The sequence below is a fragment of the Rothia sp. HC945 genome (genome assembly GCF_051370785.1).
GTDB lineage: Bacteria > Actinomycetota > Actinomycetes > Actinomycetales > Micrococcaceae > Rothia.
In genome coordinates, this window is record NZ_JBFCSN010000001.1 from 1824876 (window position 1) to 1840520 (window position 15645).

Below are 15645 nucleotides of genomic sequence, written 5' to 3' on the forward strand. Positions count from 1 at the left end.
TGCCGCTGGTACTCCGGGTGTTCACGACGGCGGAGCCGATGGAGGGGCCGACCGCTCTTGAACCCCTTCGACATCGCCTCCCAACGCCCCGGATCCCCAACAGGGACCGGGGTGTTGGACTCTCTGCTCACGAACTGTGACCAAGACACCTTCGCCCGCGAAGTCTGGGGCAAGCGTGCCTTGCTTTCCAAAGGCGCGAGCGACTTCTCCGACCTCTTCTCGGGACGGGCCGTGGACGAGCTCATCTCTCGACGTGGCTTGAGGTCACCTTTTCTGCGCGTGGCAAAGGACGGGTCGACCCTTCCGACCTCTTCATTCACCGGACCAGCCGGTGTGGGGGCCACGATTACGGATCAGCTCGACGACACGTCCCTGTGGCGCCACTTCGACGACGGCGCAACCCTGGTTCTCCAGGCATTGCAGAGAACGTGGGGACCGGTCGGCGATTTTTCGGCCCAACTCAGTTCCGAGCTCGCGAACCCGATTCAGGCAAACGCCTACATCACGCCGCCTCAGAACCAAGGTTTTGACGACCACTACGACGTCCACGACGTTTTCGTCCTCCAGATCGAGGGCACGAAACGATGGGTTATCCACGAACCGGTTCTCGATTCCCCTCTGAGGGACCAACCGTGGACCGATCGTCGCGATGCGGTGGCCACCGCGGCCGCTGGGGAACCCTACATCGACGCCGTGCTCGAACCGGGAGACGCGCTCTACCTGCCTCGGGGGTGGTTGCACGCGGCCACGGCCCAAGGTGAAGTATCGATCCACCTGACTCTCGGCATCCACAACAGGACTCGATACGCGGTCGCCGAACAGGTGGTGGCCTCGGTTCTGGCGAACCTGCGCGATGATCCGCAGATGCGCGCCAGCCTGCCGCTAGGAATCGATGACCCTGACTCGGCCGATCTGGACATGGTCAAGGAAGCCATCCTCTCTGCGGTGCCGGAGGCTGACCCCTATCCAGAACTGGCCCGGGTCCACCGTTCCCAAGCTCGTCCGGGACCCCTGGGGCCCTTGGCACAGTACGAACTGCTGAAGAACCTGACCGAGCAGACTCCGCTCCAGCTGCGTGACAGCCTCGATGCGCGATTCGAGGGCTCACGTCTGCGGACCCGCGTGGGCTGGCTGGAATTCTCGGACGACGATCTTGAGCATGTCCGCGCACTGGTCGTTGACCGGATCACGACTGCGGGGGACCTCGGCGTCGACCTCGCCGAACGTCTCGTCAGAGCGGGCGTGCTCGTGCCGGTTGCCCACTGATCTGTCGTGTCGGCATCATCAATCCCTGCTCGTTGCGCCGATGCGGCCCGGCAACGCGGTGACAATATCGGTGGCACGGCACCCTGCGGGACCTACTGGGTACTCATCGAATACCGCGGTGGTTGGCCTATTAACGGCTTCGACGGACTCGACCTCGATCCGGACGTGAAAACCGAGGTATTCCAAGCAGCCCAGGCCCTTCGCGCCAGGATCCTGCTGATCAGGCGACACGGGAAGCGGGCCCGGGAAGGAAGCGCACACTGGGCGGTCATGCACCTCGGCGGACCCGGGAACCTGGTACAACTCTGGGGGACCTGGACCCAGGATTCGGACTTGCTCGGCATCGTTGCCGCATTGCCACGGTGCACGGAGAACTCCGCATCTTCACCGGACACGCAGACCCCTCTCGTCCTGGTCTGCGCCCACGGCCAGCACGACGTCTGCTGTGCCATCCGCGGACGGCCTGTGGCGGCTGCCCTGAACCAACGGTGGCCCGAGAACGTCTGGGAATGCACACACGTCGGTGGAGACCGTTTTGCCGCGAACATCCTCCTCGTTCCCGACGGCATCTATTACGGAAATGTGGACGCCGACTCAGCGGTGGACGTCGTCGACCGTTACCTGTCCGGTCAGGTGGTTGGCGAGTATCTTCGCGGATACACGGATCATGGACCTGTTGAGCAGGCGGCGATCCGCGCCGCACTGAACCGGAACGGTTCTGCCGGCCGGTTCGACTACACGATTGCGGACATTGCGTCCGACGGCGGCTCGTGGACGGTGCGCGTCCGCGGCCGGCGCCCAGGGCAGACCGACCTCGACGTCGGGATGCGCGTGAGCCGGTCCGAACCCGAATATCTGACGTGCCGCGGCCTGGAAAAAGCCGTCGCCTCCAGGATCAGCGTCACGAGAGTCCGGCCGGTGGACGCCGAGGCGCGGTGATCTCGGGCGGACGGCCACCCGCGCCGACCCCCTGCTTCCTGATGGCGGCCGAAGGCTAGGTGAAGATCCCAGACACGAGGCTGACACCGGTCGCCAGAATCACCGTGCCGAAGACAAAGGACAGCAGTCCGTGGCGCAGCACAATGGCACGCAACGTGGTGGTCAGTACCCCGACGTCGGTGGTCCCGTACGTCATTCCGACCATGAAACTGAAGTAGAGAAAATCGATGTAACAGGGCTTTCCGGGCTTCCCGAAATCCAAGCCGCCGGATTCATGGCCGCTGAAATAGACGTGCGCATACTGGGTCGTGTACATCACGTGAAGCATCGCCCAGGCGAGAAAGACCCCGGTCAATCCGACGAGAGCGGCAAGGGATCCGCGTCCCGAATCGTCGATGACCATCACCATGACCATTCCCACCATGCTGATGACAGCGACGATGGTGATCAATAGTTCTTCCAATACCGGGTTGTACCGCTCCCGCATTGCGTGTCTTTGCGTCTGCTCCGGGTCCATGGGCCACAGGGCCATCCAATTGAGAACCACGAAAGCAAGGGCCACTACGGTCAGGCCGACCAGAACGCCCCAGGACACGTCTAGGCCGAGGGTCATGAAGAACCCCACCAGAACCCCTAGAACGAGGGAGTACAGGAGGCGAACGTGGGCGGAGAGCGGAAGAAGCCTTCGCATGGTCTCAGGCTATCTCCCATAGCGGTTGCTGAGGAGGGGCCCGCCTCGTCGCCGTTCCGGTGAACCGCTCCCTGTGCTGGATGGCGCTTTCGCCCCTCGTCCGGGCCGCCCCTTCCGGAAATGGTCCTCCTGGGCCGGGAACGCCCATGGTGACATCAAGGTATGTCCTTTCGCGACGGCGCATGACGTCACCGCCGAAACACCACTCCACACAATTTTTGTTGACTCTCCTTTGTCCCCTCTTCCGAGACGGGAAAACGGCATTGGCCACCGCCCGTTCAACTATTGCATTCCATGACGGATTTCTCCGCGAGTCTTCCCGTGAATAGGCCGTTGACCAGGCTTTTTCGCCTGCTCTAGCGTCCTCAATCAATACCTGTTGAACAGCAGGAATTGTAAAAAGCGCACACGCATCACTCATGCATCACGAGCAGTAACCGGGACCTGACGATTTCAGGCTCGGGCGAAAGGTCACACACCATGCCATCTTTCTCGAAGGGTCTCGCCCCACGCCATGGGCCAAACGCATCGCCTTCCCACGATGCGGGCCTGACGAGGCGGACTGCGCTCCTCGGCCTTGGTTCCCTGGCGGCGATGGGATCGGGAGCGCTGCTCACGGGGTGTGGCGGTGATGCGAAAGCCGCCGAAAGCAGCGACGTCGTCCGTTACCAAGGCTGGCCCCAGACGGTCCTGTTCGCTGAACTCGCCCAGGACCTCGGGTACATCCCCAATGTCACGCTCAAACATATTGGAAGCACCACGAGCGGCCCACAAGACATTCAGACGGTCGCGACTGGGGACGCAGAAATCGGCCACGCTTTTTCCGGAGCAGTCATCAAATTGGTAGAAGCAGGAATTGATATTCGTGGAGTATCCAATTATTACGGTTCGGATGACGACACGTTCGTGGGAATATTCGTGGACAAAAAGAGCCCCATCACCTCACCGCGAGACCTGATCGGAAAGACCGTGGGTATGAACACGCTGGGCGCCCACGCAGAAGCCTTCCTCTACGAATTTCTCTCGACAAGCGGCCTGAACGCGCAGGAAATCAGCGACATTACCTTCGTCCCCATCCCACCGAGTGACCTCGAGATATCCATCCTTCGAGGACATCTGGACGCGGGGGTGATCGACGGGATCGCTCAGGATGTCGCCAAGGACCATGGCACCCTCAGAACGCTGGGTCGCGACGTCGACCTCTTCGGAAAATTCCCCGCAGGGCAGATGGTCATGCGGCAGGAGTGGATCGATGACCATCCCGAGACTGCCGCCGAGTTGGCGCAGGGGGTCGACCGCGCCATCCGCTGGGCCAACGATCAGCCCCGGGAAGCGGTGATCGAGCGATTCACGCGGATCGTCTCCGAACGCGACAGGGGAGAGGATCCCTCCCCGCTTAAGTATTGGAAGTCCACCGGCCTGCCCCGCGGCGGCGAAATGGAGCCGGCAGACTTCTCGCGGTGGGAAACCTGGTTGCGAGACAACCACATTCTCAGTGGTCCGCCCTCCCCACGCCGCTATTTCACCAATTCCCTGATCCAGGCCACACCGTCGAAGGAGGCATCGTCATGACCACTGCCAAGATCCGCGTCAGCGACGTGAACAAGATCTTTGAAGTACCGGGCTCACGTCGAGTACCGGGGCACCTCGCGACCGCCGTCGAAGGGATCGACTTCGATGTTAACGACGGCGAATTCGTGACCATGGTCGGGCCTTCCGGCTCCGGAAAGACCACCATCCTCGATCTGGTGGCCGGGCTGACGACACCGACCTCCGGCAACGTCCTCGTGGACGGGACGCCGATCAACGGGCCGGGGCGCGACCGCGGCGTCGTCTTCCAGCAGTATGCCTTGCTTCCGTGGAAGTCCACCCTGGACAACATCGTCTTTGCCCTCAAAGCTGCCGGTCGGGGGCGTCACCGTGCGGAGAGGCGCCGTTTGGCCAGGGAATATTTGGAGCTCGTGGGTCTCGAGGACCACGCGAACCGTTACCCGCACCAGCTCTCGGGTGGGATGAAACAACGGGTGGCGATCGCTCGGTCGCTGTCCTACCAGCCCGAAATTCTACTCATGGACGAACCCTTTGGGGCGTTGGACGCACAGACTCGTGAACTCCTGCAGTCGGAACTGCTCCGGCTCTGGAAGAGCACGGGAACCACGGTCCTGTTCATCACCCACTCGGTCGAGGAAGCCGTGTATCTGGGCCAACGCGTCGTCGTCCTCGAGGCACGGCCGGGACGGGTGAAAGCAGTGGTCGACGTCGACCGCCCGGAACCTCCGGCAGGTACGGATCCCAGATCGACGCCGGAGTTCATCACTCACCGACGACGCGTCTGGGAACTCCTCCACGGCCGGGACCAACTGACCGAAAACCCCGTGGATCCGGATGCTCACCACGGTCCCGCAACCCACGAGTTCTCCACCGTCGGCCTGACCGGAGACGCGCACCGTCTTGAAAGGAACCCCGAATGAGCACGACGACGACCGAGAAACCCCTCGACTCGCGAACGAAAACACCCACGTCCTCCGGGGCGACGCCGCCCGAAACAGGGCCGAGGGAACGACGGAACCCGAAGCGGTCCGGCGGGGGTCGAACACCTGGACCCTCACAGCGGGCGGCGCCCGCCTGGCGCGCACGACTCCGCGGTTCGTACGCGATTCTTGCCTTCATACTCCTCTGGGAATTTGCGCCTCTGCTCGGATCGCCAGCTTTCCAGGTATTTCTGCCTCGCTTCCACGAGGTCGCTCTGGCGTGGTGGGAACTATTGGTGTCGGGGCAACTCTGGGAACACTTCGCTGCGAGTTTCGCCCGATCGATCGTCGGTTTCGCGATTGCGACGGCCGCAGGAATCGCGCTGGGACTGCTCATCGGGTGGTACCGCGCGCTGCACGAAGCGCTGAATCCGCTCCTCGAAGTGTTCCGCAATACCGCGGCACTGGCCCTGCTTCCCGTTTTCGTGCTGCTGCTGGGCATTGGCGAACTGTCCAAGATCACCATCGTTGTCTACGCCGCCTTCTTTCCCGTGCTGCTCAACACGGCCGCAGGCGTCAAGACCGTGGACCCGCTACTGATCAGGGCCGGTATGACCCTCGGCCTGAACCGATACCAGCTGTTCACGCAGGTGGTCCTCCCGGCCTCCGTTCCCACGATTTTCACGGGGATCCGCATCGCCGGCTCCTCGGCGATCCTGGTCCTCGTGGCGGCCGAGATGGTCGGCGCCAAATCCGGACTCGGGTTCCTGATCACCTCGAGCCAGAACAGCTTCCTCATCCCACAGATGTACGCGGGCGTGCTGACCATTTCCCTTCTGGGGTTGATCGTCAACAGCGCCCTCGTCGCCCTGGAACGCCGGGTCTCCCGGTGGAACTCGACCCTCTAAGGAGAATCCCATGACCAATACCAGCACGACATCGCAGACCACCTCGGCCAATACGACCGGTCCGGGTGGTGCGACCGACCACGGGTTCAGCGTCCGACCCCTCGGGCAACACATCGGCGCCGAGATCCGGGGGCTTGACCTCACCCGTGAACTCGCCCCCGATATCGTGGCCCGCATCCGGGAACTGCTGAACCGCCACAAGGCGCTTGTCTTCAAGGGCACCGGGCTTACCACGGACGAGGAACAATCACGGTTCGCGGAGCATTTCGGCCCACTCACGGCGGCACACCCGACGGTACGTTTTACTGGGCAGAGCTCCAGCAATGTGCTTCCCGTGGACAGCGAGTCCTCGGTCGCCAACAAGTGGCACACGGATGTCACCTTCGTGATCAATCCTCCCCAGCTCTCGACCCTGCGCAGCGTGGTCCTGCCCGAGTACGGCGGGGAAACCTTGATCGCCAACGCGGCCGCAGCCTACGCCGACCTCCCCGAGGAATTACGAGAATTCGCGGAACGACTCTGGGCGGTGCACAGCAATGATTCGGACTATGTCCGACCCGACCGCGTCACCTCCGATGCCGAGCGGAGCTATCAGGAACAATTTGTGTCTTCCGCATTCCGCACGGTGCACCCAGTGGTGAGGGTCCACCCGCTCAGCGGTGAGCGCGGCCTGTTCATCGGTGCTTTTGCCCAACGGTTGAAAATCCTGGGGGTGACCGCCGAGGAGTCGTTGGACATCCTGCGAATCCTCCAACGACACGTGACCAAGCCGGAATATGTGGTGCGAGTGACGTGGGAGCCGGAACAGCTGGTCCTGTTCGACAACCGCATCACCCAGCATTACGCCATCGACAATTACGACCGGCAGCCCCGAAAGCTCAACCGCATCACGGTTGCCGGGGACATTCCGGTCAATGTGAAAGGGGAGCGCAGCTACTCGGTCGAAGGTGACTCGTCGGACTACTCGCAGATCGTGGAACCCTGATCGAGCGGTCGTCGTCGTCCGTTCCCCGCATGCGGGATCCGGTCCGGAGAGATACGGCGGGGGTGTGGTTGTTCTGCCCGGTCAGGAGGCGAATCTCCGTGGACCTCCGCCGTATTCCGGTCCGTTGGCCTTACGATGTGTAACTAACTCGACGAGTTGCAGGCCGCACGGAGGGACGACTCCCATGACTACCCAAAATCCCGGTCCCACGACCGTGGTGGAAGATATCAACCGGTACAGCGATGACTCCCGGCGCTGGACGGCCGAAGCCATCAAGGCTGTGCAGGCCGACGCCCAGCGTTCGGCAGATACGCACATGATCCGGGTGCCCTTGCCCGAAGAGTGGGGCATTGACCTGTACCTCAAGGACGAGTCCAGCCATCCGACCGGATCGCTCAAACACAGGCTGGCCCGGTCCTTGTTCCTCCACGCCCTGTGCAACGGGTGGATCCGACCGAACAGGCCGGTGGTCGAGGCATCGAGCGGGTCCACCGCGGTCTCGGAGGCCTACTTCTCCCGTCTGATCGGGGTGCCATTCATCGCCGTCATGTCGAAGACGACGAGCGCTCGCAAGGTCGAGTTGATCGAGTCCTACGGCGGACAATGCCACTTCGTGGACAGCCCCGACCAGGTCTACACCGTTGCCGCGGATCTGGCCCGCGAAACGGACGGGCACTACATGGATCAATTCACCTACGCCGAGAGGGCCACCGACTGGCGCGGCAACAACAACATCGCCGAGTCGATCTTCAACCAGCTCCGGCTGGAGCCGCACCCCGAACCCGCGTGGATCGTGGCCACCGCCGGGACGGGGGGCACCTCGGCCACACTGGCCAGGTACGTCCGATACACGGGCCGAACCACGGGCATCTGCGTGGCCGACCCGGACAACTCGGCGTTCTTCGCCGGCTGGCGGGACGAAAATCCGGGTGCCACCACGGACAGCGGATCCCGCATCGAGGGGATCGGACGCCAGCGCATGGAGGCCAGTTTCATGCCGGCGAGTATCGACCGCATGATGCACATCCCCGACGCCGCGAGCGTGGCGGCGATCGTTCTGCTAGAACGCCTGATCGGGCGAAAGGCGGGAGGCTCCACGGGCACCGGACTCTACGCCGCCTTGAAGATCGTCTCCGACATGCTCGCGGCGGGGGATCGGGGCAGCGTTGTGGCACTCATCTGCGATGACGGCGACCGCTACCTCGACAAGTACTACAACGCAGACTGGCTACGCGACGAGGGGTTCGACGTCGATGCCCACAGCGCGCGGCTCGATGAGTTCATGCGCACGGGACGGCTCTAGACGCCGATTCTGCGCGGGCTCCCGGCGCTCCGGGGCTCCTGCGCCCCGGGATCCTGTGCGAGGTGGCAGTTTTGTGCGGAATTAAGCCTTGGATCGGCACAAAACTGCCACTTCGGTCGGCCTCGCCTGGGGCGGCGGCGACGTCGTGGTGTGGCGCGGCGCGGTTTGGTGGCGGTCACCCGCTTCAGTGTCGGTTGCCGGCCACGTAGGGCTGCGTGCGCGGCGATATTTGGTGGTGGTTACCCGACAGAGAGGCGTTTTCCGTCGTTAGGTGGCGGCTAAACCCCCACATAACGTCGGAAACCAGCCTCGAATCGGGTAACCGCCACCTAACGCTGACGGCACGCGCGCCAGGTCGGGTATCCGCCACCGAACGCTGCCCGTGCACCGTCCAGTGCGCGGATTGCCGGCGCGCGGCCGAAGCCTTTCGCGGCCCCGACCCGCGACCCGCACTCCTCGACCCGGCCCGAACCCCGCGGCATCAGGCGAAGGGGGCCGAGGCCTCGTCGAGTCGCGATACCTCGGCGTCGTCCAGGTCGAGGGACGCCGCCGCCATCACTGCCGTCAGCTGGTCGGTGGTGCGTGCAGACGCGATCGGGGCGGTGACTCCCTTGGCCAGCAGGTAGGCCAGAGCCACGCTGGTGACCTCGACGTCGCGCGCGCTCGCGACCTCCTCCAAGGCCGACACGACGTCGACGCCGCTCCTGAGGCTTGCTTCAGAGAAGTAGTCGTCGATCATGTCCTTGCGGGCCGACCCCTCGATGTCGGAGGTGCTCCGGTACTTGCCGGTCAGGAAGCCGGAGGCGAGGGAGAAGTAGGAGAACACCGCAGCATCGAATTCGCGGGCGATCGGGGCGTACTCCTGCTCGTAGTCCTTGCGCTTGAGCAGGTTGTAGTGCGGTTGGATCGCGACCGGGACGGTCAGTCCCTCGGCGCTCGCGTACTCGAACCAGCGGCGCATCCGCTCGGGGCTGTAGTTGGACACACCGATGGCGCGTGCCCGGCCGGACTCGACGATGTCGTGGTACGTCCGGGCCTGGTCCTCGATGGAGACGGATTCGTCGTCGAAGTGCGCGTAGTACAGATCCACGGCATCGATCTGGAGGCGCTTCAACGACGCATCGATGGCCGCGAACACGTTGTCTCTCGACTGGCCGGACAGTTCCGGGTGTGCCCCGGCTTTGGTCGCGATGACGACATCATCCCGGTTGCCGCGGGCCGTCAACCACTCGCCGAGAACAGTCTCGGACTCCCCGCCCGAATGGCCCTCGGCCCAGGCCGAATACACGTCGGCCGTGTCGATGAAGTTTCCTCCCGCGGCCACGAACGCGTCGAGGACATCGAAGGACTGTTGACGATCGGATGTCCACCCGAAGGTGTTGCCGCCCAGGTTGATGGGGAACACGGAAAGATCGGTGCGGGGTATGCGTTGCGATGTAGCCACGAAAAGCTCCTAAACGGTCCGGTGTGAAACTCTGTCCTACGCCACAACGACGCGTCACCGGGTGGATATTCCGGGGCCCACCGGTCAGTCCTCGTCGAAGAGGATGATCTGCCGGACCGCCTTTCCTTCCGCGAGCGTGTCCATGGCCTCGTTGATGTCGTCCAGCCGGATGCGGTCGGAAATCAGCTCATCGACCGGCAATTCGCCCTTGCGCCAGAGATCCTCGTACTTCGGTATGTCGCGTGAGGGGACGGCGGAACCGAGGTAGCTCCCGACGACGGTGCGCGCCTCCGAGGTCAACAACAAGGGGTGAATCACGGACTCGGCCTGGGGATGCGGGAGTCCCACGGTCACGGTCCTCCCGCCCAAAGCGGTGGCGTTGAAAGCGGTCTCGAACGCCTTGGGGTGGCCGGCGGCCTCGACCACCAGGTCTGCCTTGACCCCTTGCTCTAGGACATCCTGCGGGGAGTAGGCCTCGTCCGCTCCCAGCTCGCGTGCCCTGACGAGCTTGTCCGGATTGGCATCCACGCCAATGACCTTGCCCTTCTTGAGCCCTATTGCGGTCATGAGCGCCGCTATTCCGACGCCGCCCAGCCCAACGACCATGATGGTGTCGCCATCCTCCGGCTCGCCCGCATTGATCACCGCGCCGCCGCCGGTCAGGACCGCGCATCCCAAGGGTGCGGCGGCCTCGGGCGGAAGGTCGGAGCCGACCTTGACGACGCTGGCCTGATTGACCACGGCATGGGTCGCGAAAGCAGAGACGCCAATATGGTGGTAGATGTCGCCGTCGTTCGGATCATGGATCCGGATCTTGGCTCCGCCCCCGGGAAGGAAACCGGCGTTGTTGGACTCGAGACCGCGACTGCACGGCAGCTTGCCATCGGTCCGACAGTTCTTGCACTCGCCGCACCGGGGCAGGAAGACGGTGACCACTCGGTCACCCGGTTCGAGGTCCGTAACCCCCTCACCGACCTCCTCGACGACGCCGGCCCCCTCGTGCCCCAAAAGCATCGGCACGGGGCGGGGTCGGTTGCCGTCCACGACGGAGAGGTCCGAGTGGCATACTCCGGCCGCCGTCATGCGCAACAGGACCTCGCCCTCTTGCGGAGGATCCAGCTCGAGTTCTCGAACCTCGAGAGGGCGAGACTCCGCGAAGGGAGCCTGGGCATCGGATGTGGTCAGTACGGCGCCGCGAATCTTCATGTCGGTTCCTCCGGTCGAAGGCGAACGGTTTCCTCCATCACAGTACGCCCGAACGGAGCGTATTTCCCAGAATTATTTTTACATTACCGGGCCACAGAAACGTGAGTGAATTGGGAGGTTCCTGCTATTGACACCCCCGAAGAGTAGTGCAAGTGTGACCCACAACGCTTGTTGGCAATCGAGATCGACCAGAAGAACCTCAAGGGGCACCCGATGGAAATGAAAGCGCACGTTCTCCATTCCGGAACCATGGAAGCCGATTACACCTGGTTGTTGTTGAAACCGGGTCGCATTATCAGAACGGTACAAGATCGGGAGGTGCCTCGAGAGTTCGGGGAAGTGCCGACGCACGCCATCCTGGTGGAAACCCCGGAGGGACGAATGCTCTGGGACACCGGCGTGCCGCGAGACTGGCGGCAACGCTGGGAACCCACTGGCTTCGACGAATTCTTCCCTGTCCTGGACGATGAAACGGAACCGCACTCGGGGTATCTCGACCACAGCCTGGCGCAAATGGGTCTCTCCCCGGAGGATATCGATCTGCTGGTCCTCTCCCACCTCCACTTCGATCATGCCGCAAATGCGAAAATGTTCGACAATGGGAAAACCAAGATCATGACCAGTTCTGCGGAATTGGAGGGCGTCAAAGGAATTGAGGGATACAACCAAGGTGCCCACATTCCGTCAGATTATGAGGGGCTGAATATATCCGGAATTTCGGGGGACGAAGAAATCCTTCCCGGCGTCAAAGTGATCCAGACGCCGGGGCATACCTGGGGCACCATGTCATTGATGTTGGATCTTCCCAATGACGGTAAGAAACTCTTCACGTCGGACGCCGTGTACATGCGGGATTCGTGGGGTCCGCCCGCGGTCGGTGCGGCAATTGTGTGGAACAACCTGGCCTGGCTCGATTCGGTCGAGAAATTGCGGCGGATTGCGGAGGAGGAAGAAGCCGAGGTCTTCTTCGGGCACGACGCCGACCAGGCGGAGAACGACATTCGCTGGGCTCCGGAAGGACACTATTCGTGATTCTCTACGACTTCAGATGCCGAGACGGTCACCGCTTCGAGGCGGCCGTGGAATCCATGACCTCGGAAAATCCGCCCTGCGCGGTGTGCGGCGAAACGACGTCGCGCGCTTTCTCCCGGGTCAATATAGGAAATTCTGCCGATGCCGGGCCCACCAGGGAAGAGATGCCGCACAGCTGGGAGGGCATTGGCCGGGGCCACCCGGACGCCGTCCGGCACTGGCGGAAGAAGATCGAGAAGAGGGAGAAACTCGAGGAACGGTACCCCGAGCTGGCGGGCGACCGTCGACCCGTTCTCGCCCACGAAGGAATCTTCGCCGGGTCGCCGTTGCGGGCGGGTGACGACGTCGGAGCCTCGGTGGACGCAGCGCTCAAGCGGTCCGGGTCATCAGGATCGAACGAGACGGCCGAGGGGTCATCGAGCGCGGAGGGACAGGGCTGAAAGCCTGATTCGGTAGGGTGTTTCTGCCACTCATCCGTCGTTTCAGGAGGTCAGCATGTCGAGCCCCGCCATTCGATCGGCCGTACCAGAGGACGTTCCGGAGATCGTGCAGCTCATCGTGGAGCTCGCGGTCTATGAGAAGGAACCGGACGCCGTGAAACTCACGGAGGAAAAACTGGCTGGTGACCTCTTCGCCGAGCACCCCGCCGTATTCGTGAATGTTGCTGAGGCACCGTCCGGGGCAGGACGCCGCATCGACGGGTTTGCCCTGTGGTTCCTCAACTACTCCACGTGGGAGGGGGTCCACGGTATATATCTCGAGGACCTCTACGTCCGTGAGGACGCTCGCGGATCCGGGGCAGGGAAAGCCCTTCTGCGCAGCCTTGCCCGCACCGCCGTCGATCGCGGTTACAAACGGGTCGAGTGGAGCGTCCTGAAGTGGAACGAGCCGTCCATCGGTTTCTACAAGAGCCTGGGCGCTTTCCCTCAGGAGGAGTGGGACACGTATCGGCTGACGGGCGGCGCGTTGGAGAATTTCGCCCGGGCCTAGAGGGACTGTTGGCACTGAGCGCGCATCGCGGTTCAAGGGATTGGCCCGGCGGCCTATCCTGCGCGAATAACCACGTTTTCCGCCTCGGTAGCTTCTTGGGTCTTTCCTCCGTGTCGCCGGAGGACCAGGTGGATGAGCAACAGCATCTCGCCCGAGGTGATGCCGAAGGCTCCGAAGGCCACGAAGCCCCACTTCTCCAGGCCGAGAGCTAAGAGCTGACCGCCCATCCAGGGGCCGAAGACTGCCCCGAAGCGCCCCATGCCGGTGGTGAGTCCGAGGGCGGTCGCACGGGACTCGGTCGGGAAAACGTGCGATACGGCGGCGTAGATCATGATCTGCGCACTGAAGAGGAAGACGCCTGTCACGAAAACCAGGATGTAGGTCACGACCATGGTGGACTTGATGCCCATCGCGCAGACGCCGACGGCCGTGAGCAGGAACCACAGCATCGAGACTCGCACCGGCCCCCAGGTGTCCGAGACTTTGCCGGCCACCAGGGTTCCCACGATCCCGCCCGCATTGATGAGGCACAGGAGCACCAACGAGTTGCCCAGGTCGAACCCCAGGGATTCCATGAGTGATGGCAGCCAGGTGCTCATTCCGTAGACGAGCAGGAGTCCGCCGAAGGATCCCAGCCAGAACAGGAGAGTGACCACGGCGTTGCGCCCTCGGAACAGCTTGGAGAGGTTCTGACCGAAGTTTCCCCCGCGGTTCTTGATGGTGGACTTCTCCAGTGGGACAACGAGGTCGAATCGCTCCGCCAGGGCGCGGGCCTTGTCCAGGCGGCCACGAGCCACGAGGAACGTGGGGGACTCGGGCAGCAGGGCCAGGATCAGTGGAACGAGGACGATCAGGGGCAGGACGCCGACCCAGTAGATCGAGCGCCATCCCAGAGTGGGCAAGAGGTAGAGGCACAGGAGCGGGGCGACGATGCCGCCGGCCTGGTGCGCCGTCATGACTGCCCCGACCGAAAAGTTGCGCACACGGTCCGGAGCGAATTCGGAGACCATCGCAATCGCGGTGGGGAGCAGACCGCCCAGGCCAAAGCCCGCGATCGTGCGCCAGATTCCGAAAGCCCCCGCACTGGCCGCGAGGGCGCACCCTGCGGACGAGATCGAAAAGATCGCGGAACACAGGATGATGCTCCACCTGCGGCCGATCGTGTCGGCAACAATGCCGATGGCCAGCGCGCCGAGGAGCATTCCGAAGGTTGCCAAGGATCCGATGTTGCCGGCGTGCGCCGCGGTCATGTGGAACCCGGGGTCGGCCGTCATGCTCGGGATGGTGGACCCGTACATGAAGGTGTCGATGCCGTCGAAGAAGATGGCCACCCAACACAGGATCAGAACGATCTTGAATGCTCTGTTGTTGGTGATTCTCTGCGTGCGCGGTGCAAGGTCGTGAGTCGTCATGAGGTCCCCTAGAAGTCACGGACCTCCTCGTCGAGGTCCCTGGGATGCGGCATCCCTGAGCCTCCTGTGGCAAGGGGCCGCATCGGGGATCAGTGAATCAGGACACACTCACATTGTCAACAATTTAGTTAATCATGGGAGCGCGGATGAATCATGTATCCGTGGAACGGATGGCCTCGGCGACACTCTCGAGGTGCCGACTCATGGCCTCGGATGCGGCGTCGGCGTCGTGCGAGCAGACCGCCTCGATGATGGCCAGATGCTGGGGGAGGGAAACGCTCGGGCGCCCTGGGTGGTTGGAGAGTCGGAACTGGTACCTCACGGCTTGCCCGCGAAGTCGCTTGATGGTTTCGGCGGCAGTCCGCTGCCCGCTCATTTCGATGATGAGTGCGTGAAGGTCCTTGTTGCACTGGGAGTATTCCGTGAGGTGGCCGGTCTCGACGGCGCGTGTCATTCGTTCGGCGATCGAGCGCAATGTGCGGATCTCTTCTTGTCCGGCTCGTTTGGCTGCCTTCGCTGCGCACATCGCCTCGATGGCTCCGCGGACCTCGGTGATCTCGACCGCCTCCTGGACCGATACTGCGCGGACGCGAGCACCCCGGTTCTGGACGCGCTCGACGAGGCCCTCCACGCTGAGTTCCGACAGGGCGATGCGCACGTTTCCGCGAGAAGCGTTGTACTCCTCGGAGAGGTCGGCCTCGACCAGCCGTTGGTTGGGCACAAGCTGTCCGGAGACGATCGCGTCCCGGAGCATGGCAACCAACTGCGGAGCGGGAGTCGACGGCGTGCGACGGGATCTTTCCGCGCCGTGTGGCGCTTCTGTGGTGGCTGAGCTCTCCTTCGGCAAGGCGGCTCTCCTTCGGGTTGTTCGGATGTCTCCAACTCACACATCTTACCGGGTGGCACCTAAATCGTTTGCAGGATTGTAAACAATAACGTTGACGATGTACGCTCATGTCATTCACATCACGCCTCAACGTTGAGGTCAATCAGGAGGA

The 15645-nt window shown here is 63.0% G+C and carries 15 protein-coding genes; 10 read left to right on the plus strand and 5 right to left on the minus strand.

Going from position 1 to position 15645, the window contains the following annotated elements; genetic code table 11:
* The first annotated feature begins 57 nt into the window (after positions 1–57).
* Entirely contained in the window at positions 58–1266 is a 1209-nt protein-coding gene (locus AB0Y14_RS08120; RefSeq protein ID WP_436588675.1) for a cupin domain-containing protein, read from the plus strand.
* Positions 1267–1272: 6 nt separating this feature from the next.
* Entirely contained in the window at positions 1273–2205 is a 933-nt protein-coding gene (locus tag AB0Y14_RS08125; protein WP_436588676.1) for a sucrase ferredoxin, read from the plus strand.
* A 55-nt stretch (positions 2206–2260) separates the two neighbouring features.
* On the opposite strand, the gene AB0Y14_RS08130 is transcribed toward AB0Y14_RS08125, so the two are convergent.
* On the minus strand, positions 2261–2896 hold the full coding sequence (locus tag AB0Y14_RS08130; RefSeq protein WP_436588677.1) for a DUF1345 domain-containing protein: 636 nt from the start codon (positions 2894–2896) through the stop codon (positions 2261–2263).
* 480 nt (positions 2897–3376) lie between these two features.
* Here AB0Y14_RS08130 and AB0Y14_RS08135 point away from each other — a divergent pair, with 480 nt between their 5' ends.
* The 5 genes from AB0Y14_RS08135 (at position 3377) to AB0Y14_RS08155 (ending at position 8563) form a co-directional block, all read left to right on the plus strand.
* A complete protein-coding gene (locus AB0Y14_RS08135) occupies positions 3377–4468 on the plus strand; it encodes an ABC transporter substrate-binding protein (protein ID WP_436588678.1) in 1092 nt (363 codons plus the stop codon).
* Positions 4465–5367 (plus strand): ABC transporter ATP-binding protein, encoded by a 903-nt coding sequence (locus tag AB0Y14_RS08140; RefSeq protein ID WP_436588680.1) that lies wholly within the window; start codon positions 4465–4467, stop codon positions 5365–5367. Before AB0Y14_RS08135 ends, AB0Y14_RS08140 begins: the two co-directional genes overlap by 4 nt.
* Positions 5364–6275 (plus strand): ABC transporter permease, encoded by a 912-nt coding sequence (locus tag AB0Y14_RS08145; RefSeq protein ID WP_436588682.1) that lies wholly within the window; start codon positions 5364–5366, stop codon positions 6273–6275. Before AB0Y14_RS08140 ends, AB0Y14_RS08145 begins: the two co-directional genes overlap by 4 nt.
* Positions 6276–6285: 10 nt before the next feature.
* Entirely contained in the window at positions 6286–7260 is a 975-nt protein-coding gene (locus AB0Y14_RS08150; RefSeq protein ID WP_436588683.1) for a TauD/TfdA dioxygenase family protein, read from the plus strand.
* Positions 7261–7444: 184 nt separating this feature from the next.
* Complete coding sequence (locus AB0Y14_RS08155; protein ID WP_436588685.1) at positions 7445–8563, plus strand: PLP-dependent cysteine synthase family protein; 1119 nt, start codon at positions 7445–7447, stop codon at positions 8561–8563.
* Positions 8564–9044: 481 nt separating this feature from the next.
* Here AB0Y14_RS08155 and AB0Y14_RS08160 read toward each other — a convergent pair whose 3' ends face one another.
* Together AB0Y14_RS08160 and AB0Y14_RS08165 are read right to left on the minus strand one after the other, a co-directional pair.
* The gene (locus tag AB0Y14_RS08160) at positions 9045–10007 is read right to left on the minus strand and encodes an aldo/keto reductase (RefSeq protein ID WP_436588686.1); all 963 of its coding nucleotides are present in this window, start codon (positions 10005–10007) and stop codon (positions 9045–9047) included.
* 84 nt (positions 10008–10091) lie between these two features.
* Complete coding sequence (locus AB0Y14_RS08165; protein WP_436588687.1) at positions 10092–11213, minus strand: alcohol dehydrogenase catalytic domain-containing protein; 1122 nt, start codon at positions 11211–11213, stop codon at positions 10092–10094.
* A 168-nt stretch (positions 11214–11381) separates the two neighbouring features.
* Between AB0Y14_RS08165 and AB0Y14_RS08170 the strand changes: the two genes are divergently transcribed.
* The 3 genes from AB0Y14_RS08170 to AB0Y14_RS08180 are packed head-to-tail and all read left to right on the plus strand — an operon-like array spanning position 11382 to position 13235.
* Positions 11382–12245, plus strand: coding sequence for an N-acyl homoserine lactonase family protein (locus tag AB0Y14_RS08170; RefSeq protein ID WP_436588688.1), 864 nt, complete (start codon positions 11382–11384; stop codon positions 12243–12245).
* A complete protein-coding gene (locus AB0Y14_RS08175; protein WP_436588689.1) occupies positions 12242–12685 on the plus strand; it encodes an FmdB family zinc ribbon protein in 444 nt (147 codons plus the stop codon). Before AB0Y14_RS08170 ends, AB0Y14_RS08175 begins: the two co-directional genes overlap by 4 nt.
* A 55-nt stretch (positions 12686–12740) precedes the next feature.
* Positions 12741–13235 (plus strand): N-acetyltransferase family protein, encoded by a 495-nt coding sequence (locus AB0Y14_RS08180; protein ID WP_436588690.1) that lies wholly within the window; start codon positions 12741–12743, stop codon positions 13233–13235.
* 53 nt (positions 13236–13288) lie between these two features.
* On the opposite strand, the gene AB0Y14_RS08185 is transcribed toward AB0Y14_RS08180, so the two are convergent.
* A complete protein-coding gene (locus AB0Y14_RS08185) occupies positions 13289–14647 on the minus strand; it encodes an MFS transporter (protein ID WP_436588692.1) in 1359 nt (452 codons plus the stop codon).
* Positions 14648–14798: 151 nt separating this feature from the next.
* Positions 14799–15494, minus strand: a complete 696-nt coding sequence (locus AB0Y14_RS08190; protein ID WP_436588694.1) for a GntR family transcriptional regulator — start codon at positions 15492–15494, stop codon at positions 14799–14801.
* Between the last annotated feature and the right edge of the window lie 151 nt (positions 15495–15645).

What these genes read in the sequence shown, in the direction of transcription:
- AB0Y14_RS08180 (WP_436588690.1), top strand. Translation starts at nt 12,741, where the DNA reads ATGTCGAGCCCCGCCATTCGATCGGCCGTACCAGAGGACGTTCCGGAG.
- AB0Y14_RS08165 (WP_436588687.1), bottom strand. Translation starts at nt 11,213, where the DNA reads ATGAAGATTCGCGGCGCCGTACTGACCACATCCGATGCCCAGGCTCCC.
- AB0Y14_RS08135 (WP_436588678.1), top strand. Translation starts at nt 3,377, where the DNA reads ATGCCATCTTTCTCGAAGGGTCTCGCCCCACGCCATGGGCCAAACGCA.
- AB0Y14_RS08155 (WP_436588685.1), top strand. Translation starts at nt 7,445, where the DNA reads ATGACTACCCAAAATCCCGGTCCCACGACCGTGGTGGAAGATATCAAC.
- AB0Y14_RS08145 (WP_436588682.1), top strand. Translation starts at nt 5,364, where the DNA reads ATGAGCACGACGACGACCGAGAAACCCCTCGACTCGCGAACGAAAACA.
- AB0Y14_RS08130 (WP_436588677.1), bottom strand. Translation starts at nt 2,896, where the DNA reads ATGCGAAGGCTTCTTCCGCTCTCCGCCCACGTTCGCCTCCTGTACTCC.
- AB0Y14_RS08150 (WP_436588683.1), top strand. Translation starts at nt 6,286, where the DNA reads ATGACCAATACCAGCACGACATCGCAGACCACCTCGGCCAATACGACC.
- AB0Y14_RS08185 (WP_436588692.1), bottom strand. Translation starts at nt 14,647, where the DNA reads ATGACGACTCACGACCTTGCACCGCGCACGCAGAGAATCACCAACAAC.
- AB0Y14_RS08140 (WP_436588680.1), top strand. Translation starts at nt 4,465, where the DNA reads ATGACCACTGCCAAGATCCGCGTCAGCGACGTGAACAAGATCTTTGAA.